The organism is Dactylosporangium sp. McL0621 (genome assembly GCF_049995355.1).
GTDB lineage: Bacteria > Actinomycetota > Actinomycetes > Mycobacteriales > Micromonosporaceae > Dactylosporangium.
The window spans coordinates 7,341,292-7,366,566 of sequence record NZ_CP188259.1 but is presented as its reverse complement, the minus strand read 5'-3'; the positions used below and the strand labels follow the sequence as shown (position 1 = coordinate 7,366,566).

Below are 25,275 nucleotides of genomic sequence, written 5' to 3'. Positions count from 1 at the left end.
GGACTGATCGTTCCATGATGGGTACGGCCGACGGTACGACACGCTTGCGTTCGCTGCGCCTGCCCGACGGGTTCACCGACGTCTTCACCAGCCGGCTCGTGGAACTCGACGGGCTGCGGCTGCACGCGGTCACCGGCGGGGACGGCCCGCCGCTGCTGCTGGTCGGCGGGTGGCCACAGACCTGGTACGCCTGGCGGGAAGTAATGCCCGCGCTCGCCCGCACGCGCACCGTCGTCGCTGTCGACTCGCGCGGGTCAGGCCTCTCCGACAAGCCCGACGCCGGTTACGACGCCGGCACGCTGGCCGCCGATCTCGTCGCGCTGATGGCCGCGCTCGGGCACGACCGGTTTGACGTGGTCGGCCACGACATCGGCATGTGGACCGCATACGCCCTCGCTGCCGATCACCCCGAGCGGGTGGGCCGGCTCGCCGTCGTCGACGCCATCATCCCCGGCCTCACGCCGACCCCGTCGGTCTTCAGCCCGGCCGCGGTCAACCAGCGGCTCTGGCACTTCGGCTTCAACCGGCTCACCGACCTCAACGAGGAACTGGTCCGGGGGCGGGAGCGGCTCTTCTTCGGCTACCAGTTCGCCAAGAAGGCCGCCACCCCGGACGCGATCCCCGCCTACGCCGTCGACGTCTACGTCGATGCGATCGTCGCGGATCCGCGCGGGCTACGGGCGAGCTTCGCGTACTACCGGGCGCTGGACGAGACGATCGCGCAGAACGAGCAGCGCGGGAAGACCCGGCTGACGCTGCCGGTGCTCGCCGTCGGCGGCGCGCGGTACAGCGGCGCGCTCGTCGCCGAGACGATGCGACTCGCGGCCGACGACGTCACCGAGACGGTCCTCGACGACTGCGGCCATTACGTGGCCGAGGAGCAGCCGGCGCGGTTCACCGAGGTCCTGGAGGACTTCCTCGATGGCGAACCAGTAGCAGGCGTGCCGCACAGCTGACACCTTCATGGCGGAGCTTCGCCCTGCCGGTCTTGCGCCTCCGCTCGTTCACGGTGCGGCGCCTCTCACGAGCCAAGCATCGACGGCGACCCGTGTGTTGGCGATGGTGCGCGACGAGCAATGGCGATGTCCGCAGACGCCTGCCGCACGGTCTCGGCCGCGATGATCGCGGCGTCGCCCTGGTCGAGTCACCCCGACCAGGGCGACGGCCGCCGCCATCCGCGGTCACGGTCGCCGAGAGATCCGCGCTCTGCATCGACCTCCCGCATGCCGTCCAAGCGCTGCAGATCCGCCGCCGAGGACGCCGGATCGACCAGCCGAACGCCTCACCACTGAACCGGCAACTCCGATCGAGTTCGATCGGGTGCGCTGTCAGCGCCGGATGGTGGCTGCGAGGTGCTGCTTCTCGAGCCAGTCGACGCAGGTTGCCGCCACGGCCTGCCAGCCGCTGTCGATGGTGAGGCTGTGGCCGCGGTCAGGGAACTCGTGTAGTTCGGTGACGGCGGTGGAATGGCGGTACTGCTTGAGCGTCGCCTTGGTGATGGTCTCCGGCACGGTGTGGTCCTGGCCGCCCATGATCAGCAGGAGCGGTCCCCGATCGTCGTTGTCGGTGTCGACGGCGGCGGCTCACCTGTTCGGCCGCGACGACGAGCTGCGCGCCCTGACCGGGCTGATCGATACGGCGGCGGACGGCGGCGGCGCGCTGGTCGTGCGCGGCGAACCGGGCATCGGCAAGTCGGCGCTGTTGCAGGCGGCCTGCACCTACGGCCGCGCGACCGGCGTCGAGGTGCTGCGCACGACCGGAGTTGAGGCCGAGGCGCAGCTGCCGTTCGCGTGCCTGCACCAGCTGCTGCGGCCGCTGCTCGGCCGGGCCGACCGGCTGCCGGCGATGCAGCGCCGGGCGCTGCTGGCCGCGTTCGGCATGGACGACGCCGCCACGCCGGAGCCCTTCATGATCGCCCTGGCCACACTGAACCTGCTGGCCGACGCCGCCGGAGACCGCCCGGTGCTGGTCGCCGCCGACGACGTACAGTGGCTGGACCGGCCCACCCACGATGCACTGGCGTTCGTCGGCCGCCGCATCGGCGCCGACCCCGTCGTCGTCATCGGCACCGTGCGCGCCGGGCACGACGGACCCCTGCTCGACGCGGGACTGCCCGTCCTGGACCTCAGTGGACTCGACGACACCGCGGCCCGGCAGCTCATCGCGGTCTCCGGGGCGACGCTGCCGGCCGTCACCCAGGAACGGATCCTGTTCGAGTCACTCGGCAACCCCCTCGCCCTGGTCGAGCTGCCGGCTGCATGGCGGCGCACCACCGAGCTCACGGCCGAGCACGTCGCCGGGCAACTGCCGCTGACCGCCCGGCTGGAGCAGGCGTTCGCCGGCCGCCTGCCCGACCTGCCGTCCGACACGCGCGACGCGCTGCTGGTCGCGGCGGTCGACCACACCGACGAACTGCCGGAGATCCTCGCCGCGGCCGGCGCGCTCACGGGCCGGGCCGCCACCACCCACGTGTGGACGTCGGCGGCCGATGCCGGGCTGGTCCACGTTGACGAGGCCCGGGTCGTGTTCCGCCACCCGCTCGTGCGCTCCGCGATCCTGCACGCCGAACCGCTGGCCCGCCGCCAGGCCGCCAACGCCGCCCTCGCCGAGGTCCTGGCCGGCGAGCCGTATCGGCGCGTCTGGCACCGCGCCCAATCCATCGTCGGACCCGACGATGCCGTCGCCGACGAACTCGAGGCCACCCACACCATCCCGCTGCGCCGCGGCGCCATCCTGGCCGCCATCTCCTCGCTGCACCGCTCCGCCCAGCTGACCGGCGACGCCGCCCGTCGCGGTCACCGCCTGCTCCTGGCCGCCGAGCACGCCTTCGGCGTCGGCCGCGCCGACCTCGTCGACCGGCTCACCACCGCGGCCGAAGGCTGCCCGCTCTCCACGCTCGACCGGGCTCGGCTCGCCTGGCTGCGGGAGATCTTCAACGACGGCGTGCCCGGCGACGCCGGACGTATCGGCCAGCTGTGCGACACCGCGCTCACCGCGGCCGCCGCCGGCGACCGCGCCCTCGCGCTGAACCTGCTGCACGGAGCGTCCCTGCGCACCTGGTGGGCCTCGGCCGGCCGCAGCGCCCAGGACCGCATCGTGGCCACCGTGCGCAGCCTGGCCGACGCGGCCGCCGAGCCGCGAGCCATCGCCACGATCGCCGTGGCCCACCCGTGCACCGAGGCGGCGCCCGTCCTGGCCGCGCTGACCCGCATCGCACCGGAGGACATCGGTGACCCGGCCGCGCTGCACCTCTACGGCATGGCCGCCCACGCCGTCGGCGACCCGGAGTCGGCGATCGACTGCTTCCAGCGCGCCGAACGCCACCTGCGCGAGCAGGGCCGTCTCGCGCTGCTGTCGCAGGTGCTCACCATGCAGGTGCTCAACCGGCTCGAACTCGGCGAGTGGGACCGCGCGGTCGCCGCGGTCGAGGAGGGCCGACGCCTCGCCGCCGACACCGGCCAACCCATCTGGGACACCGGTTCCCTGTCGCTCAACGCCGTGTCGAGAGCCTGCGTGGCGACCCCGACGCCGCCCACGCGATGGCCGGCCGGGCCGAACAGGCCGCCGGCACGCAACGCCTCAACAACCTGCTCGCCTGCGTTCAGCTCGCCCGCGGGCTCGGCCTGATCCGCACCGGCCGGCACACCGACGCCTACCACGCGCTGCGCCGGATGTTCGACCCCACGGACCCGGCATTCCACGAGTCCGAGCGCTACCACGCCCTGGCCCCCCTGGTCGAGGCCGCCCGCAATGCCTGCCTCGACGACGACGTCCGGCCGATCGTCGCGGACATGGCTCGGCTGGCCGTGGCGACCCAGGCTCCGACTCTGCTGGTCCACCTGGGCTATGCCGAGGCAGTGCTCGCGGCCGACGAGGACGCCGAACCGCTGTACCGGGCGGCCCTGGCCCGTGACCTCACCAGGTGGCCGTGGCACCGGGCCCGGCTCGAGCTCGCCTACGGCTCCTGGCTGCGCCGCCAACGACGGATGACCGAATCACGGATCCCGCTGCGCGCCGCCCACACGACCCTCGAGCTCATCGGCGCCGACACCTGGGCCCAGCAGGCCGCGATCGAACTCCGCGCGGCCGGCGAGCGACCGACGACAGCGGCCCCGGCCCTGCACGACGTGCTCAGCCCGCAGGAGTTGCAGGTTGCCCGGCTCGCCGCGACCGGCCTGTCCAACCGCGAGATCGGCGAACGGCCCTACCTCTCGCCCCGCACCATCGGCTCGATCCTCTACCGCATGTTCCCGAAGCTCAACATCACCTCCCGCGGCCAGCTCGCCGCCCGGCTGGGCCGCGACGCAGTCACCGACTGACCCGCACGGCGCCGCCAACGGCAGTCGAACGACCGCAGCACCCGCCGCTGCGTACCCGCCAGGCTCTTGGCCATGGACGACATCGCATCCACCGCGAACACGGCCGGCGAACCGGTCCCGGACCAGCTGCGCTTGCTGTTCAACAACCCCGACGACGTCCGGGTGCGGCACCTGCCCTGCGCACTGCCCGGACTGGGCTCCCTCGCGGTGCACTTCGGTGCCGGCGCCCGCACCCGGCCGCACATCCACCACCACGGCCAGCACCTCGTCGTCGTCGAGGGCGTCGGCGTCGTCGCCGACGACGACGGACTGCACCTCGTCCGCGCCGGCGACGTGATCAGCAACCCGCCCGGCACCTGGCAATGGCACGGCGCCGTCCCCAGCGAGGCCATGACCCACGTGACGTTCGAGGCCCCCGGCGACTTCGACACCAACGTCGACCGCCGCGACTGGAACACCACCTACCCCGACACCCTCGGCGCCTGAGCGCCCGACCCGGGAAGGACCGCACCATGTCCCACCACCTCGACTCGCCCCAGGCCCGCCAGGACCCGCGGCTCAACATCACCGACCAGTACCTCTTCGACGCCGACGGCGCCACCGTCCTCGTGATGAACGTGCGCACCTCGCTTGCAGGCGACACCTTCACCGACCCGTTCCACCCCGAGGCCCGCTACGAGTTCAAGATCCACCTCGCCGGCCGCGGCCGGGAGGACCTCACCTACCGGTTCGCCTTCGGCGCCGAGCAGGACGGCGCCCAGCCCTACACCCTGGAACTGCTCACCGGACCGGACGCCGGCGACGACGCGGCCCGCGGCACCGTCGTCGCCCAGGGCCGTACCGGTGAGCGGGCCACGACCACGCAGGGCGGCGCCGTCTGGGCCGGGCACGCCGTCGAGCCGTTCTACCTCGACCTGACGCTGCTCGACGCCGTCGACCGCACCGTGCTGCGCGGCGGCGACGAGGACCTCACGCACTGGGTGACCGGCGTCGCCCAGGACACCTTCGCCGGCTCGACCGTGCGCTCCATCGTGCTGCAGCTGCCGGTCGGCGGCAGCACGCTGTACCGCGGACGCCGCATCGCCACCTGGAGCACCACCAAACTGGCCACCGACGCCGGCGGCTGGCGGCAGATCGGCCGCACCGGACTGCCGATGATCTGGCCCATCTTCCGCAACGCCGACAGCCACGAGGCCAGCCACGCCAACGAGACCCACCCCGCCGACGACGCCGCCAACTACGCCGCCGCGATCGGCGAACTCGTCGCCTCCGTCGTGCGCCGCCGTGGCACCGCCGACCGGCCCGACGTCCACGCCGCCAGCCTCGTCGAGCGGATCGTGCCCGACCTGCTCGGCTACGTCGTCGGCAGCCCCGCCCAGTTCGTCTTCGCCGCGTTCAACGGCCGGCGCCTGGCCGAGAACGCCCCCGAGATCATGTTCTCCCTCGCCACCAACTCGGCGATCCCCGGCGGCCTGCGCGCCGCGGACCGCAAACGCAGCCAGGACTCGTTCCCGTACGTCATCCCGGCCGCCTGACCGATCGAAAGGGGTGCGACATGTCCGCCGCCACCATCCGGACCGAACTCGTCGCCGCGCTGACCGCGGTGGCCCTGCTCGCACCCGAGACCGTCGCGTTCGCCCAGATCGCGGGCGTCCCCCCGGCCCAGGGACTGGCCGCGGCACCGCTGTGCGTTCTCGCCTACGCGGTGCTCGGCCGGTCCCCGCGCCTCATCGTCGGCGCCACCGCCGCCACCGCGGTCATCACCTCCGCCGCGGTGGCCGGCCTCACCGCCGACCCCGACCGGCGGGCCCGGCTCGCCGTCGCCCTCACCCTGCTCACCGGCGGCATCCTGCTCATCACCGGCCTGCTGCGCGGCGGCTTCATCGCCCGATTCCTCGCCCCCGAAGCCCTGCGCGGCTTCCTCTTCGGCCTCGCCGTCGTCATCGTCGTCCGCCAGGCCGCCGTCATCGTCGACGTACCGACCCGCACCACCAACGTCTTCGTCCGCGGCTGGGACATCGCCGGCGCCGTGCCGCACTGGCACCTGCCGTCGCTCGCCATCGGCGCCGCCGCCCTCATCGCCCTGCTCCTGCTGGAGACCCGGCTCCCACGCATCCCGGCGACTCTGCTCGTCCTCGCCGCCGCGGCGGCCGCCTCGGCCCGGCTGCGCCTGCGCTCGCACGGCGTCGCGCACGTGCCGCGGGTGCCGGCCGGTGTACCGCGTTTCCTCGTGCCCGACCTGGATGCTGCCGCCTGGCTACACCTGCTGCCCACCGCGGCCGGGATGGCCCTCATTGTCCTCGTCCTCGGCCACGGCGTCGCCGAACGCGTCCGCGACCCTGACGACCCACCCCTCGAACCGAACCGTGAGCTCGCTGGCCTCGGCGTCGCCAACCTGCTGACCGGCGCCGTCGGCGGGCTCGCCGTCAGCGGCAGCCCGTCAGTCAGCCTCGCCGCTCGCGCCGTCGGCGGCCGCACCCGCTGGCTACCCATGGTGACCGCGGCGCTGGTCCTCGTCGTTGGTCTCGCCCTGACGCCGGCGTTCACGTTGTTGCCCGAGCCGGTCCTGGCCGCGGTTGTCATCATGGCCGTCCGTCCGTTCCTGACCGTCCGGCCGCTGCGCACCTACCTCGCCCGCGATCCGCGCGCGTTCGCGGTCGCCGCGACGGCGATCCTCGGCGTCACTACCCTTACGCTCATCCCCGGCCTGCTCATCGCCGTCGCCCTGTCACTGATCATCTTCATCGCCGACGCGAGCCACCTGCACGTCTCCGAACTCGGCCGGGCACCGGACGGGTCGGCCTACCTGGCCCTCGACCGCGTCCCCGGCTTGACCCGCCTTGACGGCGTGACCGTCCTGCGCCCCGATGGCCAACTGTTCTTCGCCAACATCGACCGGCTCGCCGCCGCCGTCGACGCCGTGCCGAGCCAACCCGGCAGCACGATCGTGCTCGACCTGTCCGCCAGCTTCGACCTCCGGCTCAGCGTCCTCAACGCCCTGAGGACCATCCGGCGCCGCACCGAACAATCGGGTCGCGCACTGGCCTTCGCCCACCTCTACCGGGCCGCCCGCGACGCCGTCGCCGCCAGCGACCTCGCCGACGTCGCGACCTACCAAACGCTGGACCAGGCCACTGCCCCCGGTGCTGCCGATCCCGGAACGCCGACGCTGGCCACCCGGTAGGCGCGGACGCCGCTTCGATTTCGGCTCCGGGACTGCCTGCTGCGGTCGACCGAGTTTGCGCCCGACCCGACCGGGTACGACCGCGCTGCGTCTACTCTGCGAAGCCATTGGACATCTCGTACCGGACGACGTCGTTGGACTGGTCCGCGACCTGGGCAGACACTGGGCGCAACCATGCTGGTCGGCACAGGCCGTGCGGCACGGTGACACGATCTAGGTGTCCGGACAGTTCTCACGCCGAGGTCTGATGCCACTCGCACCGGCGAACCAATGCTGTGTGGGCGAGGACTGGGTGAGGGAGGTTCCGGGTGAAGGCGATCGTGGTGAGGGACCGGGCTGCGGGGACGGCCGGGATGGCGCTGGCGGAGCGGCCCGAGCCGCCGGCAGCGATTAATGACGTCGTCGTTCAGGTTCATGCGTCGGGATTCGTCCCGACTGAGACGGAGTGGCCCTCGACCTGGACCGATCGCGCCGACCGTGACCGAACACCGTCGATCCCCGGGCACGAGATGGCCGGTGTGGTCATCACGCTCGGATACGGCACGACCGGTCTGACGGTGGGGCAGCGGGTCTTCGGCATCACCGACTGGCATCGCGACGGCACTTTGGCGGAGTATGTGGCCGTCGAGGCACGCAACCTTGCGCCGTTGCCGGGCGACGTTGGCTTCACGGTGGCCGCGAGCCTGCCGATCTCGGGCCTGACCGCGTGGCAAGGGCTGTTTCAGCACGGCCGCCTTCAGGCTGGGCAGAGTGTGCTCGCGCACGGCGCGGCCGGCGCAGTCGGGACGATGGTGACACAACTCGCGCGCGAGGCCGGCGCGTATGTCATCGGTACGGGGCGCGCTGCCGACCGTCAGAAGGCGCTCGACTTCGGCGCGCAGGAGTTCGTCGACCTCGACAACGACGTCCTGGAGGACGTCGGCGGCGTCGATCTGGTGTTCGATGTCATCGGCGGCGACATCCAGCATCGGTCCGCAGGCCTGATTCGTGCCGGAGGAACGCTGGTGACCGTCGTCGGGCCATCCGAGGCCCGGCCCGACGACGGGTTGACGGTCGACTTCGTCGTCGAGTCCGATCGCGCCCAACTGAGTGAGATCGTCCAGCGGGTGCGGGACGGTCGACTACGGACAAACATCGGCAACGTCGCAACCCTCGACGACGCCGTCGCTGCCCTCAACCCGACCGAGCGGATCAACGGGAAGACAATCATCCGCGTACGTCCGTGAGGACTTCGGGACGCGATCGTCGGGCGTTCGTTAGGAAGGCCGTGGTGCACGCCGTTCGCGGCGCTGTTCGAGTTCCTCATCGCTCACCAGCGTTTGCATCGGCTGACCCGGCACCATGATCATGGTGGCCAGGAAGCGCAGCCAGGTGTCCGGCCGGGGGTTGGCGGTTTGGTAGTGGATGACGTCGCCGCCCGGTTCGAAGACCGCCTCGCCGGCCCGGACCAATCGCTCCGGCTGGCCCTCCAGTTCGAAGATCATCTCGCCTTCGAGGACGTAGGCGGAAAGCGGGCCGGAATGCCGGTGCGGCGCGACGCCCTCGCCCGGCGGCACCTCGATCAGCACCGTCATGAACTCCGGCGAATCGGGAATGAACGGCGGCGACTCGTCGAGCAGCGTCGTCCGCGTGATGAGATCCTCGCGCATCGCCATCCTCCAACGTTCCTGAGGTGTCCGTAGCAACTGGTTACAGACACCCATGGTTGCCCGGCCGTGCCCTACCACCCCCATCCGGGCGAGGTGACCGGGGTGTGCCGGACCGCGAGGCGCCAGGGATGGCTCGCCGGAGCTCGCACTCCGCCGCGAACGGCGCACCCAAGCCTGGGCGGATTCCAAATCCTGGCTATGGATCTGACCTGCCCTCAGGCGGCGATCAGTTCTACGTGGGTGAAGCCCAGCCGCGCCGGCCGAGGTCCGCATCTGGCCGCCGACCGCGAGTTAGGTCGGCGACCTCCCGTCACGTGAGGCCGGCCTGGTGGGCGGCGATGGCTGCGTGTACCCGGTCGCGGAGGCCCAGTTTCATCAGGACGCGGGCCACGTGGGTCTTCACTGTGGTCTCGCCGATGAAGAGTTCGCGGGCAATTTCGGCGTTGGACATGCCGCGGCCCACGAGGCGCAGCACGTCGAGCTCGCGGGCGGTCAGTTGGGCGAGGCCGGCGGCCGGCGGGTGCGGGGGCGCGGCAGCGAAGCGTTCGATGAGCCGTCTGGTCACGGCCGGGGCCAGGAGTGCGTCGGCGCCGCGCGCGACCTGCCGTACCGCGGAGACGATGTCCTCGCCGGGCATATCCTTGAGCAGGAAGCCTGCGGCGCCGGCGCGCATGGTGCGATAGACGTACTCGTCGAGGTCGAACGTCGTCAGCATCAGCACGCGCGTCGCGACGTTGCGGACCGCGATCCGCTGCATCGCGGTGATCCCGTCGATGCCCGGCATCTGCACGTCGAGGAGGAGCACGTCCGGTTCGTGGGTCAGGACGAGCGCGACCGCCTCGTCTCCGTCGGCCGCCTCGCCCACGACCGAGATGTCGGGTTCACCCTCGAGGATCATCCGGATCCCGCTGCGGACCAGCGGCTGGTCGTCGGCGATCACGAGGTGGATCACGGCTGGGCCTCGGCGTCCGCCGGCGCGGCCAGCGGCAGGACGGCCCGCACCTCGAAGCCGCCGTCGTCGCGGCGGCCCCAGGTCACCTCTCCGTCGACGGCGGCGACCCGCTCCCGGATGCCGGCCAGGCCGCGGCCCATGACGGGGCCGCTGCCCGGCCGGGTGGGCGCCGAGTTCGTAACCTGCACCCGCACCTGTTGTCCCTTCTGGTGTACTGCAACCGTCGCCCGCGATCCGGGTCCGTGCCGCAGCACGTTGGTGAGCGCCTCCTGCACGACCCGCAGCACCACCGCTCGATGCGGGTGTCCGATGGCGGCCGCCTCGGCGATGTCCGCGTCCACCGGCAGGCCCGTGGCGCGGGTCCGATCGATGATCGCGGCGAGGCTCGGTTCGGTGTCCGCGGGCTCGAGCGCGGCCACGCCCTCCCGCGCGGCGGCGGCGATCGTCCGCATCACGGCGGGTACGCGCGCCGGGTCCGTGCCCGCCAGCCGCCGCGCGGCTCCGGCCTGCAGCGCGACGACCGTCAGGCTGTGACCGATCACGTCGTGGAGCTCGCGGGCCATACGCACGCGCTCACGGAGGACCGCGCGCCGGGCCGCCGCCGCCTCCTGCCCGGCGAGGAGCACGTTGTTGGCCCTGGTCTGCTCCACCAGGCGGCTCCCCTCGTTGACAGCGAGCCCGCCGAGCCAGAACACCAGCAGCGCCGCCTCGTCGCCCAGCAGCCCGGGGTTGGCCGCCGTTGCGGCGTGCCCGGCCCAGCACACGACGAGGCCCACCACCGCCGTCGGGCGGCGCGACAGCGCACCGACCGCGAACGACGTGGCGAAGCAGATTCCGGTCTCCGACAGCGTGCCACCGAGCGGCGTGCTGAGGTGGGAGTACGCCGCAGTGGCCAGCCACGCCAGCGCGGCCGCGGTCACCGGCAGCCGCCAGGCCGCCACCAGCGGTAAGCCGACCGCGATGCTCGCGAGGACGGCGACCCACCCGGCGGCGGGGACGGCCAGGACGCCGGCCGACTCGATGGCGAGGCCGGCCGCGAGCGCGCCCGCCGCGAGGGTCACCCACGGCTGGGCGGCGGCGCGCAGTGCCGGCAGATGGTCGGCGCCGGACGTCACCACATGGGCGGCCTCGTCGGCGGGGGCGGTCAGCGCGACCACTTCCTCGCGGGTCCGGGTGAGCAGTTCCCGGGCGGCCTCCTCGATCGCGCGCGGGCCGGTGCCCGACTCGGCGTCGTCAGAGAGCGCGCGCAGGCCGTGCAGCAGCGTCGGCCGCAACCGCTCGAGCATGTGCAGCCGCTCGGCCAGCATCGCCGACTCCGCGTTGGCGCGCTGCTCGCGCTCGATCCGCTCACGCTGCTCGCGCAGCATCGACAGCCGCTGTTGCCGCGCCCGCACGGCCCGGCCGACGAGCATCGGCACGAGCCCCAGAAACAGGGTGACGAACAGGACGCCGTTGAGCAGCGGCCAGCCGCGCATCGGCCCGGTGACGTCGGAGGCGAGCACGACCGCCAGCGGAAGCAGGACGCCGAGCGCCAATGCCACGCGGAGGCGGGCGTGCACGCCGAGGGAGTACGACGCCACCATGAGCGCGAGCATCGGCACGGTCATCTCACCGCTGGGCGGCGACCACAGCAAGTGTGGTACCACCGCCACGAGCACGCCCGCGAGCGCGACACCGACGATGGCCAGCACCGGCCGTCGCCGGCGCACGGCGAGCACCGCGAGCAGGAGCGCGCCGGCCACGTTCAGCGGCAGATGCCCGCGCACCCGGGCCGCCTCGGCGACGCCGGCCAGGACGAGGCCGGCGGCCACCGCGGCGTCGAGCCTCGAAATGCGCTGCACGCGACCCAGGGTAGGAGGAGCGCGGTGCGGGTGGCGTCCTCCCCGCGAACGACCTCCTCCGACGGACGACTCGGGGCCGCGACCGTTCGTAGCGTCGTTGCCGGCATGCATCTCACCGGAAAGGACACGGCCATGACTACCGACGCGAAATTGGTCCGCGCACTCCAAGTCACGCTCGGCATCGGCATCGTCACGCTGATCGGGTTCGCGATCGTCGCCACGTTCTGGACGACGGTCGACGGCGGCGAGTTCAAATACGCCGCCGACTACTGGTACACCGCGGCCGGGGTGCCGATCGCCCTCGTCGGCATCGTGCACGCATTCGTGGTACACCGGCTGCAGCACGGCCGCGACGGACGGCTCGGCGCGGTCGGCACCTGGCTCAACGCAGCCGCCTGCACGGTGCTGGCCGCCCAGTGCGCCGCGTCGGCTCTCGCCGGGGCCGAGCAACGCTGGGGCCCCACGTACCTGTTGTGCTCCGCCCTCACGCTTGTCGCACTCGCCCTGCTCGCAGCCGGTTCGTGGCGCACCGGCCTGCTCCCGAGGTGGGTCCTCGGCGTGTGGCCGATGGTCTGGCTGCTCGGCTCGTTCTTCGCCATCGGCCCGGGCCCGCTGCTGCTCGTTGCCCTCTACATCGCGTTTCTGGTCGTACTGCCGCGCCGCGTCGCCGAGCACGCACAGCGTCGAGGCGACTCGCTACCCGCCACGGCAGTCCGCTAAAGGCTGATCCGAGCCCGCATTCAAGCAGACCCCGTCGTGGGCTGGGGGCACGGAGGGTGGTTGTGGTAACGGCCGCCGGCAGCGGTATCAGGCCGGCGGCCGACGACCCGGGGACGTCTCGACGGCACCGAAGGGCTGCGGCAGGTGCTGACCACGGTCGGGCCCGCCCTGGCCGGGGCGGGCCGGTGCGCGGCTTGTTGCGGCGTTGGGTCTGCCGGCCGGCCGTCACCGCCTGGTCCGGCTGGTGCGGGCTTTGCCGGATCATGCCGCTTTCACCGCGTGTTGATCGCCTGGCCGCGAGGTGGTCAGACGTCCACTCACTTCGAACCGATCTCTAATCCCTCACAAGATGCAACAGCCAGTCCGACGCTGTTCTGATCAGCGCGTACGTTCGCGGGGCGCCCCGGCCATGCAGTGTGAAGACAATGCGCTTGTCGTTGCGATCCACCTCCTGCCACCAGCCGATATCGGCGATCTCTTTGTCGGCGTCGGTGTAGGTCAGGTGCTCGAGGTTGTGATCGGGGACCGGGACCGCCAGTCGGTTGTGCCTTGGGTCCTCCGGCAAGCCGCGAGGCACCGCCCACGACCGCAGGACGCCGTCCTCTTCCAGACGCAGGTCGAAGTGGTGCCGCGGTTTGTGGTGCTCGTGCAGCACAAACGTCGCCCGCCCCTGATCGTCCACGCCTCTCAGTTTGCCCCATTCGGATGTTCAGACCACACCGATGCCGAGGCGGAACAGCGCCTCGTCCATGCGGTCGACCACGTCGTGACGCCGAAGCCCTGAGCCTCTCCCAAGTGCGCGGTCACCGCAGGAGCTCCGCCTTGTGGCGCTGGAACTCCGCCTCGCTCAGGGTGCCGGCGAGGCGCTGTTCGTTGAGCTCCGCGAGCCGGTCGAGCGGGTCCACCGGCGGTGCGGCGGCGGCGCGGGTCTGGGCATCCACCCGATCGCGGAGCCGGCCTACGTCGTCGGGGACCTCCTCGCCGGCGTTGACGAGGGTGAACCGGTCGGGCTCGGCCGGGTCGTAGTACGCCGCGAACCGCTGGCCGGGCACCGGCACGCTCACCCGCGACACGGGGAAGGTCCGGGCCGTCTCGAAGGCCGGGCCGCCGTCGACTGGCTCCATCCGCACCCGGATCAGCGTCACCGGGTTGTCGTTGACTGAGCCGCCGGTGTCGGTCAGCGACAGCAACGTCGCTACCGCCGGCCGTCCCGTCGCGTAGAGGGCGGCGCTGCCGTCGGTGGTGTCGACGTTGCGGGTGAACCACCAGATCGCGACGCCGCCGGCGGCCAGGAGCAGGGAGCCGCCGCCGATGAAGTATCCGGCAGACGATGCGCCGGGGGAGCTTGCGGTACCGGCGATGTACCCGACGCCGACGGCGCACAGCAGCGTGAGGAAGACGATGTTGGCGGAGCCGACGGCACAGGCCAGCAACGCCACCGGGAGCCCTACGCCGAACAGCCACAGCTGCGGGGGGCAGCTGCTGGAGCAGGAGTCGATGGGGGCGAGGTAGAAGGAACCGATGCCGGTCATGACTGAGGCGACGACCCCGATGCCGGTACCGATGGATCGAAGCCAGCGCACGACCGGCAGCGTATGCGCCGATGTCAAGCCGGCCGCCGCTCTACAGGTCCAGCTTCGCCTTCTGCCGCTGGAACTCCTCCTCGGTCAGGGCGCCGGCGAGGCGCAGCGCGTTGAGCTTGCCGAGCCGCTCGACCGGATCCACCGTCGGCGCGGCGGCTCGTACGGACTCGGCCCGCAGCCGCTCGAGTAGCCGGCGCGCCTCGTCCGGCGCCTCGGTGTCGGCTTCGGTGACCAGGACGAAGCGGTCGGGATCGGCTGGGTCGTAGTACACCGCGAGCCGCTGGCCCGGACGCGGTACGGCCAGCCGGGAGACCAGCAACGTCCGGGTGCTGTCGAACGCCGGGCTCCCGTCGGCAGGCTCGATCCGTACCCGCATGATCACCTCGGGGTTGTCGTTGACGGAGCCGCCGGTGTCGGTCAGCGACAGCAAGGTCGCGAGCCCGGGGCGGCCGGTCGCGAACAGCGCGGCGCGCCCGTCGGTGCTGTCGAGGTTGCGTACGGCGAACCACACCACGTTCCCGCCCAGCCCGATGAGCAGGAAGATGCCGCCGGGGAAGTACGACTGGACCGACTGGTGCCCGTTGCCGACAGCGGCGGCGACGAGTCCGAGCCCGACCGCGGCGAAGGCCGTGAACAGCATGATCGGGCTCGTGGCGACGATGCCGGCCACCACCGCCGTCGGCGCCCCGAGCCCGATCAGCCACCCGGGAGCGACGCAGACGGGCGGGCACGGGGCGCCGCCGGCGAGCGCGTAGGCGCCGGTGCCGGTGGCGGCCGCCCCCGTGAGGCCGACCACGAACGCGATGATCCGGCCTGTCCGCATGGCGCCACCGTAGGCGTACCCCGCAACGTTCCGGCGCCGGCCTACCGCGATGCCAGGAACGTCCGCGTGTGAACTGGGACATGTCGGCGCCTGGTCACCTGAACGCGGCGAACAGCACTGGCTACGCCCGGGTGGTGCTGGCCGGCGGCGCGGACGTCGAGCCGGTCAAGGAAGCCGCCGAGGCGGTGAGCACAGCAGGCGCGTGAGGTACAAACCAGCGGGCAGGCATCCCATGGATGCGCCATCATGGAGGTCGTGATCCGCCGACCGCCCTCGTTCCGCCCGTTCAGGGACCACACGGCCGAGATCGTAGAGACGGGCAGTCAGGTCTGCCTCGGCCTGGTCTTCGCCGGGGTCGGCCTGGCCCTCGGGCTGGGTGCCGGTCTGGACGGCGTGACCGGCTGGGTCTGGCTGAGCGTCTTCAGCGGTACCGGTCTGGCCTGGGCGGTGTGGTCGGCGGTCCGGCTCGGGCGCCGGCTGATCCACACCCGCAGGCTGCGCTCCGCCGTGGCCGGTACCGCGACGGTGACCGTCCTGCGGGCGACCGGCTTCTACGCGGACGAGTGGCACCGAAGGGAGTTCGTCGACATCGCCCTCTCCGTCACGACAGGCGACGGGGCACCTCGGACGATGGTGACCCGCGAGGCCCTGACCGGCGACCAGCGGGCCGGCCTCACCGTCGGGACCGTCGTGGGCGTCCACGCGCATCCGCGGCGGCCTGCGGTACGGATCGACTGGGATACCTCGGCTTGAACGTCCTCGCGGGTCCGGCACGGCCGAGGAGGACCGCCCGGGCGATCGTCGCGGCCGCGGGGGAGTGCCGGGACCCTGACCCGCCTCACGCCGGTAACTTGAGGATGCGGGCCGCCTCCAGCGCCAGGTGCAGCTCCGCGATGCCGGTCGGCCGGGTCAGGCTGCGCCCGGTGAGCTCCTCGACCCGCCGCAGCCGGTACCGCACCGTGTTGCGGTGCAGGTACAGCTTCGCGGCCGCCGCCGACGTGGCCCCGTCCGCGGCGAACCAGGCCCGCAGCGTCGCCACCAGCAGCTGGCACTCGTGCGCCGGCAGGGCCAGGACCGGCCCGAGGACCGCCTGGGCGACGCCGGCCGCCGCGTCCGGCGCGCTCGCCAGGAGTACCGCGACCGGCACCTGCTCGTAGCGAATCACTCCGCGCCCGGCCTGCGCGCCGGCGGCGTACGCGAGCCGGGCCTGTCGCAGCGCGGTCGGGGTCTGCTCCAGGCTGTGGTATTGCTCGCTCAGCCCCACCGGCCCGCCGGCCAGTTCGGCGAGGAGGGCGCACAGCCGGTCGATGGTGTTGCGAGCGCTCAGCACCACCACGCCCACGTGCGCGTCGATCTCCACCCGCCAGGCCGACTCGATGTCGCGGGCCCGCAGCGCCTCCTCGGCGCGGGGGATCGACTCCGCGCCGAGCCGCTCCGCGTGCGCGGCCGCGACGACGAACACCCCCTGGCGCGGCAGCCGCAGCCCGGCCGCGCTCTCCCACAGCCGGGACCCGTCGCCGGTGTCGCCGTGCAGCAGTACGTCGAGCATGGCGTTGCGGGTCTGCGCGTGGCTGCGGGTCAGCTCGACCACCGTTTCGCGGTAGGCGTCGGTGACCGAGCTGGACAGCTCATCCATGATCGACCACAGCTCGGACGCGGCCGGCAGCAGCGCCTCTGCGGTGCCGTCCAGGCGCAGCCCCTCCTCGACGATCGCCGACCAGATGTGCGTGCCGGCAACGCGGTACGAGTGCAGGATCGACGGCAGCGGTGCCCCCTGCTCGGCGCGGCGGCGGCCGGTCACTCGCGGCGGCCCGAGGTCGGGCGCGGCGCGGCCGGCCAGCCGGCTCAGGATGTACACCAGGTTGTTGTGGATCGAGCCGCGCAGGTCGGCGATCGGCACGACGTTCCCCGCGTCGTAGAACGGCTCCGCCGCCCGGATCGCCGCCGTCAGCTGATCCGCGAGTTCGTCGATCCGTTCGAGCAGCCGCTCACCGATCGCGGCGACGGTCGGCCCGGGAAAGGCGGGTAGGTGCGCCATCCCCGCAGCGTACGGGCTCGGGCGGACGCCCGGGAGGGCGCGGCGTTGTGCGCGGGCACAACGGACCGCCCCGGGCCGTGTTCCGTGGGACATGGCCCGGCCGGTCGGCCGCTGGTCAGAATCGTGGAACCTCAACCGCCGCCGGAGGTCCGCCATGAATCTCGCCGGAAACCTTGTGCGTAGTGCCCACGCCTTCCCCGATCGCCCCGCGATCCGGCTGCACGAGACCGTCCTCACCTACCGAGAGCTCGACTGGCGCGTCGCCGGTGTCGCCGGACTGCTCGCCGCCCGCGAGGTGCGGCCGGGTGACCGGGTCGCCGTGATGCTGCCCAACGTCCCCGAGTTCGCGGTCGTGTACTACGCGATCCTGCGCGTCGGCGCGGTCGTGGTACCGATGAATCCGCTGTTGAAGGAGCGTGAGGTCGCCTATTACCTGGGCGACTCGCAGGCCCGGATGATCTTCGCCGGCGAGACGTGTGCCGGTGCGGCGAACGCCGGTGCCGCGCGGGCCGGCATCGACTGCACCGTCGTGGAGGCCGGGTTCGGCGCCTCCCTGCCGGTGCTCCCATGGCTGGGTGTCCGCCACCGTGAGTCCTCCGACACCGCCGTCATCCTCTACACCTCGGGCACGACCGGCCAGCCCAAGGGCGCCGAACTGACGCACGCCAACCTGACCACCAACGTCGAGGTCTGCGCCCGGGACCTGTTCCGGCTCGAGCCCGACGACGTGATCTTCGGCGGGCTGCCGCTGTTCCACTCGTTCGGGCAGACCTGCGGCCTCAACGCCGCGATCAGCGCCGGCGCCAGCCTGACGCTGGTGCCGCGGTTCGTCCCCGACGACGTGCTCGACGTGCTCGCCCGGGACCGGGTGACGGTCTTCGAGGGCGTGCCGACCATGTACGTGGCGGTGCTCGGCGCCGCCGGTGCCGGCCGGCCGCGCTACGACGCGCTGCGGGTCTGCGTGTCCGGCGGGGCCGCGCTGCCGGTCGAGGTGCTGCACGGGTTCGAGAAGACGTTCGAGTGCGTCATCCTGGAGGGGTACGGCCTGTCCGAGACCTCCCCGGTCGCCTCGTTCAACCAGCCCGACCGCCCGCGCAAGCCCGGCTCCATCGGTACGGCGATCCGCGGCGTCGAGATCCGCCTGGTCGACGACAGCGGCGCGGACGTGCCGCCCGGCGGCGTCGGTGAGATCGCCATCCGTGGCCACAACGTGATGAAGGGCTACTGGCGCCGGCCGGACGCGACCGTCGAAGCGATCCCGGACGGCTGGTTCCGAAGCGGCGACCTGGCCCGGGCCGACGAGGACGGGTACCTCTTCATCGTCGACCGCAAGAAGGAGCTCATCATCCGCGGCGGGTACAACGTCTACCCCCGCGAGATCGAGGAGATCCTCTACGAGCACCCCGCCGTGCTGGAGGCGGCGGTCGTCGGCGTGCCCGATTCCGCGCTCGGCGAGGAGGTCGGCGCCGCGGTGGTGCTGCGACCGGGCGTCACCGAAACCGTCGAGAGCCTGCAGGCGTACGTCAAGAGCCAGGTCGCGGCGTACAAGTACCCCCGCCGGATCTGGCTTCTCGACGAGTTGCCGAAGGGCCCGACCGGGAAGATCCTCAAGCGCGAGATCAGCCCACCCGCGGCCGTGGAGCAGTCCGGTTGAGGCGGATCACCGCGCTGGCCCAGTCGCCGGCGGGCAGTCGCCCGCCGATCGGCAGGCCGGCAGACATCAGGCTCCGGCCCGAGGCGACGGTTCCGGTGTCCGGGTCGGTGTAGGCGGCGTCCGGGTCGAGGCCGGCGAGGCGCAGGAGGTCCGGGCCGGGCGCGACCTCTGCGCGCGGGCGGTAGACGAAGACGACGGTCTCGGCCCCGAGCACGTACTGGATCGCGGTGAGGCCGGCGCCGGGCGGATCGCCGACGCGGTACTGCGCGCCCCGCTGTACGATCGCGCGGATCTGCTTGTAGAGGGCAATGTTGCGGCGGGCCTGGTCGTGCCGGGCGTCGGTCCAGGCGTTGAGGTTGCCGCCGATGCCCAGGACGCCGGCCATGGCGACGTGGTAGGCGTACTGGTTGCGTTGTTCGTCGTGGCTGTACGGCTTGTCGGTGACCCAGGCCGACATGACGGCGGCCGGGTAGAGCTGGCTCAGCCCGTGCTGGATGGACTGGCGCTGGTAGGCGTCGGTGTTGTCCGACGGCCAGACCTGGTCGGTGCGGGCCAGCATGCCGTAGTCGAGGCGTCCGCCGCCGCCGGCGCAGGATTCGATGCGCAGGGCCGGGTGCCGGGCACGCAACTCGTCGATGACCTGATAGACGCCGCGGGTGTGGTCGATCCACAGCCAGTCCTGGGCGTCGCCGCGTTCGGGCCAGCCGGCCTGGCTGAAGCCGCGGTTCATGTCCCACTTGAGGTGGTCCAGGTCGTTGTCGGCGACGAGCCGGTCGAGCCAGTCGAGGGCCCAGGTCCGCACGTCGGCGCGGGCGAAGTTGAGCACGAGCTGGCGGCGCAGCTCGTCGCGGCGCCGGTGCGGGAAGTGCAGGACCCAGTCGGGGTGGGCGCGGTACAGCTCGCTGTCGGGGTTGACCATCTCCGGTTCGACCCAGACGCCGAACCGCATGCCGAGCCGGTGGACGCGCCCGGCGACGGCGGCCAGCCCGCCGGGGAAGCGGCCGGGGTTGGGCCACCAGTCGCCCAGGCCGGAACGGTCGCTGGTGCGGGTGCTGAACCAGCCGTCGTCGATGACGAACAGCTCCACGCCGAGGTCCGCGGCGCAGCGGGCGAGGTCCAGCTGCGCGGCCTCGTCGAAGTCGAACTCGACGGCTTCCCACGAGTTGTACAGCACGGGCCGGTCCTCGCCGGGGTGGGGCAGCACATGGGCGCGGGCGTGCTGGTGCCAGCCGCGGCTGGCCGCGCCGAAACCGCCGCCGGTGTACAGGCCGAGGACCGGCGGTGTGGTCAGTTCGGCGCCGGGGTCGAGGGGCCAGCTGAGGCCGTCGTGGCCGAACCCGGCGCTGACGGCGGCGCGGCCCTGGAAGTGGCGGTGGGCGGTGAGGCGCCAGGAGCCGCTCCACGCGAGCGCCACGCTCCACACCGAGCCGTGCGCCTCGGTGGCCGTGCCGTCGTCGATCATCATCCAGGGATTGGCGTGGTGCGCGGTGATGCCGGTGCGGCTGGTGAGCCGGTACTCCCCATCGGGCAGCCGTCCGCGCCGCAGCTGGCCCTCGGCCGAGTACCCGCCGCTGACGACGCTGTAGCGGTAGTCGCCGAGCTGGGGGATGAGCCAGTTGCCGGAGTCGGCGCGGATGATCCGCAGCGGTTCGCCGCTGTCCGCGGTGTGCCGGAGGGTGACCCAGCGTTCGATGACGTCGGAGTCGTCGCGCACGCGGTGGTGCAGGACGACCTGGAGCGGGAAACGCGTGTCGGCGAGCACCAGGTCGAGCCGGTGGGCGCCGGGCTCGGCCGCGACGGCGTCGCCGACGAGCTCCAGCTCGACGGAGCGCACGCCGCCGGGAAAGGCGATCTGCAGCGACGGCGGGCCCCAGCGCAGGCCACCGTCGACCGGCAGCGGTTCCTGGCTCTCCAGCGGCAGTTCGTACGGCGGCACGGCGGCGGCCTCGCCGAGGCGGGACGAGTCGACGTCGGTGAGCCGGGCCCCCCAGTGCAACTGCAGGAGGCGTCCGTCGGCGGCGACGGCGAGCACGTAGCTGCTGTTGGGGGTGGACAGGCACCACACACCCGTGGCGAGCTCGCCGGTGATGGGCCGGGACACGCTCGTCGCCGGGTGGGCCGGGGCGGTCATGCGCGCGGCGCCGCGGTCGAGCGGCGGACGACCACCTCGGTGGGCAGCAGGATCGGCGGCGGCGTCTCGCCGTCGATGACGTCGAGCAGCATGGTGACCGCGGTGGCGCCGATGGCGTCGGTGTCCTGCCGGACCGTGGTCAGCGGCGGCAGGGTGAACGCGGCCAGGTCGATGTCGTCGAAGCCGGTGACCGATACGTCGTCGGGCACCCGCAGGCCGTGCTCGTGCATCGCGCGGAGGATGCCGATGGCCATCATGTCGCTCTCGGCGATGACGGCGGTGAAGTCCCGGCGGGTTTCGAGCAGGTCGAGCGCGGCGCGGTAGGCGCCCTCGGTGGACCAGTCCGACCGGCGGGCGAGGCCCGGGTCCTCGGGGATGCCGGCCGCGCCGAGTGCCGCGCGAATACCGGCGAGCCGGTCGCGGCCGGACGGGTCGGTCTCGGTGCCGGTGATCCGGGCGATGCGGCGGTGCCCGAGCGCGAGAAGGTGTTCGGTGATCTGCCGGGCGCCGTCGGTGTTGTCCGAGGCCACGTAGGTGGCGTGCGGCCCGGCCCCGATCGCGTCGACGAAGACGGTCGGCAGCCGCGACTCGACCAGGGCCTGGATCCGCACGTCGTCCGGGGGGCAGGCGACCATGATCGTGCCGGCCACGCGCCGCGACCGCAGCAGCCGCACGTAGCTGTCGCTGGCCGTGCTGGTCGGGCGCGAGGGGACCAGCAGGTCGTAGCCGGCCTTGGCCGCCGCCGCCTCGATGTGGTGCAGCACGTCGAGATGGAAGTGGTACTGCGGCCGGGTCAGCTGCGACAGGGTCCAGACGTCGTTGGCGAAGAAGCCCAGCGCGATCGTCTTCGACGGGGCCCCGGACAGGCTCTGCGCGGCCACGTCGGGCTGGTAGCCCAGGCGGGCCGCGGCCGCCTCGACGCGCAGCCGGGTCGCGTCCCTGACCCTCGCCGTGCCGGACAGAACGCGCGAAACCGTCGCCCGGGACACCCCGGCCAGGCGCGCCACCTCTTCGCTCGTGGCCATCGCCCATCCTTTCGAGGCTGCTGAACGCGTGTACATCGAGCCGCCCGGCCAGTATCGGCTCCCCGGCCGAGGCCCGTCAACCGCCCGATTCTGACCCATTGACGGAGTCGACTGCGCGGCGTAGCGTCCCGCTCGCTGAGAAATGTACGCGCGTTCATCCGAGGTTCCGCCCCTCTTGCGCGTTCGGAAGGGACACCCCACATGCCATCTCTGACACGACGGCAGGCGCTCGGCACCGCGGTTGCCCTCCTCGCCGGTGCCGCGGTAGAAGGTTGCAGCGTCGGCAGCGCCGACAGCGGTTCCGGGACGAAGACCATCAGCTTCCTGACCTTCGAGACGCCGAACCTGACCCCGTCCTACTGGGACGCCGCCATCAAGCGGATCACTGACAAATACCCGGACATCAAGGTCAACAAGCTGGTCGCACCGACCGCCGACGGTCGCACCGACTACGCCAAACAGCTGCTGCAGTCCGGGCAGTTCCCCGACGTGATGATCGCCGTCTCGCCGGCCGGGTTCGCCGAGGCCGGCAACCTCTACGCCTGGTCGCCCGACGAGCTCAAGGACTTCGTCTTCCCGACCGCCAACCCCATCAAGGGCAAGTACTTCCAGCTCCCGGCCAACACCCAGACCATCCCGCCGATCTACTACAACAAGCGGATGTTCGCCGATGCCGGCATCACCGCCACGCCGAAGACCTGGACCGAACTGCTCGACGCGGCCGCGAAGCTCAAGGCCAAGGGCGTGACGCCGTTCGTCGTGGGTGGCGGCAAGGACACCTTCGCCTCGTCGATGATCCTGGCGGGCATCGTCAGCGTCGACGTGTACGGCACGACGCCGGACTGGCTGACCAAACGCCGGGCCGGCCAGGTGAAGTTCGCCGACCAGGACTTCACCGCGGCCCTGGCCAAGTTTGCGAACCTGGCACAGCAGGGCTACATCGCCAAGTCCGACGTGTCGCGGGACTACGCGGCCACTGAGCAGGCGTTCCTGGACGGCAAGGGCGCGATGTACCCGATGGGCAACTGGTTCGCCGCCAGCGGCGACAGCAAGCACCCGTTCGACATCGGCGTGTTCAACTTCCCCACCGCCGACGGCAGGCTGGTCGTGCCCGCCTACACCGGCGGCGGCATGATCGTCAGCGCCAAGGCGGCGAACCTCGACGCGGCCAAGAAGTTTGCGCTGGCGTTCCAGCTCGACAAGACCCAGCTCGACGCCTCGGTCAAGGCCGACGGGCTGTTCCCGGCCATCAAGGGCTACACCCCGCCGGCCGACACCGGCGCCGTGTACAAGGCCGGCTACGACCTCTACCAGCAGGCCGTCACCGCGAACGCGGTGGTGCACACCTTCCGCTGGGAGACCGCCGACGACGGGCTGCTGCCGGGCCTGGCCGCCAAGGTCGACGCCGCCGCCCAGGACCTGATCACGGGGCGGAAGACCGCCGCCGATGCGGCCGCGTACCTCGACGCCGAGTGGGCCAAGGCGAGCTGAGATGCCGCTGCGCACCGCAACACCGTCGGGGCGGGCCGCCGTCCGGGGGCCGGCGGCGCACGAGCCTGGACCGCGCCGCATTCGGCGCCGGCGCGGTCCAGGCCGGGCGGACCTCGCCCACTTCGCGGGCTTCGGAGCGCCCGGGGTGGTGGTGTACGCCTGCTTCGTGCTCGCCCCGATCGCGGTGAGCTTCGGTTACAGCCTGACCAACGCCAACCCGTTCAACCCGCCCACCCGCTACGTCGGCGCGCACAACTACTGGATGCTGCTGCACGACGAGCAGTTCCTCACCGCGCTGCGCGTCACCACGATCCTGACCCTGATCGTCGTCATCGTGCCCAATGCGCTCGGGCTGCTCGTCGCGCTGCTGCTGGACCGTTCCGGCAAGTTCTACAACGCGATGCGCAGCGTGTTCTTCACGCCGATGATCGTCAGCTCGGTGGTCGTCAGCGTCATCTGGACCCGGCTGCTGGACACCGGCGGCCCGCTCAACCAGGCCCTGCGGGCCGTCGGCGTCCACCACCCGCCCGACTGGCTGTCCGACCCCGATCTCGCCTTGTACTCCGTGGCGTCGATCATCTCGTGGCAGATGCTGGGCTTCTGTGTCGTGGTCTACCTGGCCGGCCTGCAGGGCATCCCGGTGGAGCTGCAGGAGGCCTCCGCCATCGACGGCGCCGGCGCGTTCCACCGGTTCCGGGCCGTCACCTGGCCGCTGCTGGCCCCGGCGCTGACCATCAACACGGTCGTGCTGCTGATCTCGGCGTTCAAGACGTACGACTACATCAAGGTGATCACCAATGGTGGCCCCGGCGCCGGCACCACCGCCACCATCGCGTTCAACGTGCTGCAGACCGGCTTCGACGCCAACCATGTCGGCTACGCCTCGGCGATGGCCGTCGCCATGCTCGTGATCGTGTGCGTCGTCACCGCGGTCGCCCTGCGAATCCTGCGACGCCGGGAGATCGACCTGTGAACGACCGCATACCCTGGCTGCGCCCGGTCACCGCGCTCGCCGTCACCGCCGTGTTCTTCGTTCCGCTCTACCTGGTGCTGACCAACGCGTTCAAGCCCAGCGACCAGATCTCCGCCGCCCCGGCGTCGCTGCCCCGGCCGCCGACGCTGGACAACATCGTCGCCGTGCTGACCCGGCCGGACGGCCTGTTCTGGGTCAGCCTCACCAACAGCGTCATCGTCACCACGGTCTCCGTGATCGTGCTCGTCGTGCTCTCGGCGATGCTCGGCCACTACGTCGCCCGCACCCGCAGCCGCTGGGCCAGGGCGCTGACCCTGGTCCTGCTCGCCGGGCTCATGATCCCGCCGCAGGTGATCCTCATCCCGATCACCGACGTGCTGCGCGCCGGGCACCTGATGGCCACCGTCCAGGGCCTGATCCTGTTCAACGTCGGCTACTACCTGCCGTTCGGCATGTTCGTCTTCGCCGGCTTCGTCCGGACCATCCCGGTCGAGCTCGAGGAGGCCGCCACCATCGACGGCGCCGGCCGCGCCCAGGTGTTCTGGCGCGTCGTGTTCCCGCTGCTGCGTCCGGCCAGCGCCAGCGTGATGATCTTCCTCGGCGTGTGGATCTGGAACGACTTCATCGACCCGCTCATCATCCTCGGTCCCGGCCGCGGCACCACCGTCACCACCGGCGTGTACCGCGCGATCGGGCAGTACCAGTCGGACTTCGGCTCCGTGTTCGCGCTGATGTTCCTGGCCACGCTGCCGGTCCTGGGGTTCTACCTCGCCCTGCAACGACATTTCGTCAAGGGGCTCACGGGCGGTGCCACCAAGGGCTGACCCGGCTCTGAACGGAGGAGGACATTGACTGACGCAGTGGCGCCGGGCGCTTCCACGCATCCGGCCGG

General features: G+C 72.0%; 24 protein-coding genes. 14 read left to right on the top strand and 10 right to left on the bottom strand.

All coding sequences use genetic code 11. From position 1 onward, the window contains the following. The first annotated feature begins 44 nt into the window (after window positions 1-44). Window positions 45-956 carry an alpha/beta fold hydrolase gene (locus ACPPVO_RS34610; RefSeq protein ID WP_426502749.1) on the top strand — a complete coding sequence of 304 codons (912 nt, stop codon included), beginning with the start codon at window positions 45-47 and terminating at the stop codon, window positions 954-956. A gap of 372 nt (window positions 957-1,328) precedes the next feature. Here ACPPVO_RS34610 and ACPPVO_RS34605 read toward each other — a convergent pair whose 3' ends face one another. Next, the gene (locus ACPPVO_RS34605; protein ID WP_426502748.1) at window positions 1,329-1,511 is read right to left on the bottom strand and encodes a hypothetical protein; all 183 of its coding nucleotides are present in this window, start codon (window positions 1,509-1,511) and stop codon (window positions 1,329-1,331) included. Window positions 1,512-1,566: 55 nt separating this feature from the next. Here ACPPVO_RS34605 and ACPPVO_RS34600 point away from each other — a divergent pair, with 55 nt between their 5' ends. From ACPPVO_RS34600 to ACPPVO_RS34575, 6 genes are all read left to right on the top strand, one after another. Continuing rightward, window positions 1,567-3,627 (top strand): AAA family ATPase, encoded by a 2,061-nt coding sequence (locus ACPPVO_RS34600; protein WP_426502747.1) that lies wholly within the window; start codon window positions 1,567-1,569, stop codon window positions 3,625-3,627. Then, entirely contained in the window at window positions 3,540-4,319 is a 780-nt protein-coding gene (locus ACPPVO_RS34595) for a helix-turn-helix transcriptional regulator (RefSeq protein WP_426502746.1), read from the top strand. The genes ACPPVO_RS34600 and ACPPVO_RS34595 overlap by 88 nt, the downstream gene beginning before the upstream one ends. 72 nt (window positions 4,320-4,391) lie before the next feature. Next, the gene (locus ACPPVO_RS34590) at window positions 4,392-4,805 is read left to right on the top strand and encodes a cupin domain-containing protein (protein WP_426502745.1); all 414 of its coding nucleotides are present in this window, start codon (window positions 4,392-4,394) and stop codon (window positions 4,803-4,805) included. Between the two features lie 26 nt (window positions 4,806-4,831). Beyond that, window positions 4,832-5,854, top strand: a complete 1,023-nt coding sequence (locus ACPPVO_RS34585) for a DUF4331 family protein (protein WP_426502744.1) — start codon at window positions 4,832-4,834, stop codon at window positions 5,852-5,854. 20 nt (window positions 5,855-5,874) lie between these two features. Next, window positions 5,875-7,503, top strand: coding sequence for a SulP family inorganic anion transporter (locus ACPPVO_RS34580; protein ID WP_426502743.1), 1,629 nt, complete (start codon window positions 5,875-5,877; stop codon window positions 7,501-7,503). 308 nt (window positions 7,504-7,811) lie between these two features. Then, window positions 7,812-8,729, top strand: a complete 918-nt coding sequence (locus ACPPVO_RS34575; RefSeq protein WP_426502742.1) for an NADP-dependent oxidoreductase — start codon at window positions 7,812-7,814, stop codon at window positions 8,727-8,729. Window positions 8,730-8,759: 30 nt separating this feature from the next. Here ACPPVO_RS34575 and ACPPVO_RS34570 read toward each other — a convergent pair whose 3' ends face one another. The 3 genes from ACPPVO_RS34570 to ACPPVO_RS34560 all read right to left on the bottom strand — a co-directional run bounded on the left by ACPPVO_RS34570 (window position 8,760) and on the right by ACPPVO_RS34560 (window position 11,945). Beyond that, window positions 8,760-9,158, bottom strand: a complete 399-nt coding sequence (locus ACPPVO_RS34570) for a cupin domain-containing protein (RefSeq protein WP_426502741.1) — start codon at window positions 9,156-9,158, stop codon at window positions 8,760-8,762. Window positions 9,159-9,462: 304 nt separating this feature from the next. Continuing rightward, the gene (locus ACPPVO_RS34565; protein WP_426502740.1) at window positions 9,463-10,104 is read right to left on the bottom strand and encodes a response regulator; all 642 of its coding nucleotides are present in this window, start codon (window positions 10,102-10,104) and stop codon (window positions 9,463-9,465) included. Further along, on the bottom strand, window positions 10,101-11,945 hold the full coding sequence (locus ACPPVO_RS34560; RefSeq protein WP_426502739.1) for a sensor histidine kinase: 1,845 nt from the start codon (window positions 11,943-11,945) through the stop codon (window positions 10,101-10,103). Before ACPPVO_RS34560 ends, ACPPVO_RS34565 begins: the two co-directional genes overlap by 4 nt. Window positions 11,946-12,077: 132 nt before the next feature. On the opposite strand from ACPPVO_RS34560, the gene ACPPVO_RS34555 reads away from it, so the two are divergent. After that, on the top strand, window positions 12,078-12,665 hold the full coding sequence (locus ACPPVO_RS34555) for a hypothetical protein (protein ID WP_426502738.1): 588 nt from the start codon (window positions 12,078-12,080) through the stop codon (window positions 12,663-12,665). 334 nt (window positions 12,666-12,999) lie between these two features. Here the strand turns inward: ACPPVO_RS34555 and ACPPVO_RS34550 are convergent, their stop codons facing one another. The 3 genes from ACPPVO_RS34550 to ACPPVO_RS34540 all read right to left on the bottom strand — a co-directional run bounded on the left by ACPPVO_RS34550 (window position 13,000) and on the right by ACPPVO_RS34540 (window position 15,071). Then, window positions 13,000-13,347 carry a DNA polymerase ligase N-terminal domain-containing protein gene (locus ACPPVO_RS34550; protein ID WP_426502737.1) on the bottom strand — a complete coding sequence of 116 codons (348 nt, stop codon included), beginning with the start codon at window positions 13,345-13,347 and terminating at the stop codon, window positions 13,000-13,002. A gap of 121 nt (window positions 13,348-13,468) precedes the next feature. Next, window positions 13,469-14,248 (bottom strand): SHOCT domain-containing protein, encoded by a 780-nt coding sequence (locus ACPPVO_RS34545; protein WP_426502736.1) that lies wholly within the window; start codon window positions 14,246-14,248, stop codon window positions 13,469-13,471. Window positions 14,249-14,288: 40 nt separating this feature from the next. Further along, on the bottom strand, window positions 14,289-15,071 hold the full coding sequence (locus ACPPVO_RS34540) for an SHOCT domain-containing protein (protein WP_426502735.1): 783 nt from the start codon (window positions 15,069-15,071) through the stop codon (window positions 14,289-14,291). A gap of 68 nt (window positions 15,072-15,139) precedes the next feature. Between ACPPVO_RS34540 and ACPPVO_RS34535 the strand changes: the two genes are divergently transcribed. After that, complete coding sequence (locus ACPPVO_RS34535) at window positions 15,140-15,277, top strand: hypothetical protein (RefSeq protein ID WP_426502734.1); 138 nt, start codon at window positions 15,140-15,142, stop codon at window positions 15,275-15,277. 40 nt (window positions 15,278-15,317) lie between these two features. Then, a complete protein-coding gene (locus ACPPVO_RS34530; protein ID WP_426502733.1) occupies window positions 15,318-15,824 on the top strand; it encodes a hypothetical protein in 507 nt (168 codons plus the stop codon). 85 nt (window positions 15,825-15,909) lie between these two features. Here ACPPVO_RS34530 and ACPPVO_RS34525 read toward each other — a convergent pair whose 3' ends face one another. Continuing rightward, window positions 15,910-17,109 carry a PucR family transcriptional regulator gene (locus tag ACPPVO_RS34525; RefSeq protein WP_426502732.1) on the bottom strand — a complete coding sequence of 400 codons (1,200 nt, stop codon included), beginning with the start codon at window positions 17,107-17,109 and terminating at the stop codon, window positions 15,910-15,912. Between the two features lie 154 nt (window positions 17,110-17,263). Here ACPPVO_RS34525 and ACPPVO_RS34520 point away from each other — a divergent pair, with 154 nt between their 5' ends. Next, window positions 17,264-18,763 carry a long-chain-fatty-acid--CoA ligase gene (locus ACPPVO_RS34520; RefSeq protein ID WP_426502731.1) on the top strand — a complete coding sequence of 500 codons (1,500 nt, stop codon included), beginning with the start codon at window positions 17,264-17,266 and terminating at the stop codon, window positions 18,761-18,763. On the opposite strand, the gene ACPPVO_RS34515 is transcribed toward ACPPVO_RS34520, so the two are convergent. Together ACPPVO_RS34515 and ACPPVO_RS34510 are read right to left on the bottom strand one after the other, a co-directional pair. After that, the gene (locus ACPPVO_RS34515; RefSeq protein ID WP_426502730.1) at window positions 18,729-20,894 is read right to left on the bottom strand and encodes an alpha-galactosidase; all 2,166 of its coding nucleotides are present in this window, start codon (window positions 20,892-20,894) and stop codon (window positions 18,729-18,731) included. The two genes, ACPPVO_RS34520 and ACPPVO_RS34515, sit on opposite strands and share 35 nt — an antisense overlap. Next, complete coding sequence (locus ACPPVO_RS34510; protein ID WP_426502729.1) at window positions 20,891-21,919, bottom strand: LacI family DNA-binding transcriptional regulator; 1,029 nt, start codon at window positions 21,917-21,919, stop codon at window positions 20,891-20,893. Before ACPPVO_RS34510 ends, ACPPVO_RS34515 begins: the two co-directional genes overlap by 4 nt. Before the next feature lie 201 nt (window positions 21,920-22,120). Between ACPPVO_RS34510 and ACPPVO_RS34505 the strand changes: the two genes are divergently transcribed. Genes ACPPVO_RS34505 through ACPPVO_RS34495 form a run of 3 tightly spaced genes read left to right on the top strand, consistent with a single transcriptional unit; the run spans window position 22,121 to window position 25,207 of the window. Further along, window positions 22,121-23,410, top strand: a complete 1,290-nt coding sequence (locus tag ACPPVO_RS34505) for an extracellular solute-binding protein (protein WP_426502728.1) — start codon at window positions 22,121-22,123, stop codon at window positions 23,408-23,410. A 1-nt stretch (window position 23,411) separates the two neighbouring features. Further along, entirely contained in the window at window positions 23,412-24,383 is a 972-nt protein-coding gene (locus ACPPVO_RS34500; RefSeq protein WP_426502727.1) for a carbohydrate ABC transporter permease, read from the top strand. Next, window positions 24,380-25,207 carry a carbohydrate ABC transporter permease gene (locus ACPPVO_RS34495; RefSeq protein ID WP_426502726.1) on the top strand — a complete coding sequence of 276 codons (828 nt, stop codon included), beginning with the start codon at window positions 24,380-24,382 and terminating at the stop codon, window positions 25,205-25,207. The genes ACPPVO_RS34500 and ACPPVO_RS34495 overlap by 4 nt, the downstream gene beginning before the upstream one ends. Window positions 25,208-25,275: the final 68 nt, after the last annotated feature.

Coding starts and splice junctions, on each gene's coding strand:
- ACPPVO_RS34525 (WP_426502732.1), bottom strand. CDS start 17,109: ATGGCGCACCTACCCGCCTTTCCCGGGCCGACCGTCGCCGCGATCGGT.
- ACPPVO_RS34580 (WP_426502743.1), top strand. CDS start 5,875: ATGTCCGCCGCCACCATCCGGACCGAACTCGTCGCCGCGCTGACCGCG.
- ACPPVO_RS34555 (WP_426502738.1), top strand. CDS start 12,078: ATGACTACCGACGCGAAATTGGTCCGCGCACTCCAAGTCACGCTCGGC.
- ACPPVO_RS34540 (WP_426502735.1), bottom strand. CDS start 15,071: ATGCGGACAGGCCGGATCATCGCGTTCGTGGTCGGCCTCACGGGGGCG.
- ACPPVO_RS34520 (WP_426502731.1), top strand. CDS start 17,264: ATGAATCTCGCCGGAAACCTTGTGCGTAGTGCCCACGCCTTCCCCGAT.
- ACPPVO_RS34585 (WP_426502744.1), top strand. CDS start 4,832: ATGTCCCACCACCTCGACTCGCCCCAGGCCCGCCAGGACCCGCGGCTC.
- ACPPVO_RS34505 (WP_426502728.1), top strand. CDS start 22,121: ATGCCATCTCTGACACGACGGCAGGCGCTCGGCACCGCGGTTGCCCTC.
- ACPPVO_RS34500 (WP_426502727.1), top strand. CDS start 23,412: ATGCCGCTGCGCACCGCAACACCGTCGGGGCGGGCCGCCGTCCGGGGG.
- ACPPVO_RS34515 (WP_426502730.1), bottom strand. CDS start 20,894: ATGACCGCCCCGGCCCACCCGGCGACGAGCGTGTCCCGGCCCATCACC.
- ACPPVO_RS34510 (WP_426502729.1), bottom strand. CDS start 21,919: ATGGCCACGAGCGAAGAGGTGGCGCGCCTGGCCGGGGTGTCCCGGGCG.
- ACPPVO_RS34590 (WP_426502745.1), top strand. CDS start 4,392: ATGGACGACATCGCATCCACCGCGAACACGGCCGGCGAACCGGTCCCG.
- ACPPVO_RS34530 (WP_426502733.1), top strand. CDS start 15,318: ATGGAGGTCGTGATCCGCCGACCGCCCTCGTTCCGCCCGTTCAGGGAC.
- ACPPVO_RS34595 (WP_426502746.1), top strand. CDS start 3,540: ATGGCCGGCCGGGCCGAACAGGCCGCCGGCACGCAACGCCTCAACAAC.
- ACPPVO_RS34570 (WP_426502741.1), bottom strand. CDS start 9,158: ATGGCGATGCGCGAGGATCTCATCACGCGGACGACGCTGCTCGACGAG.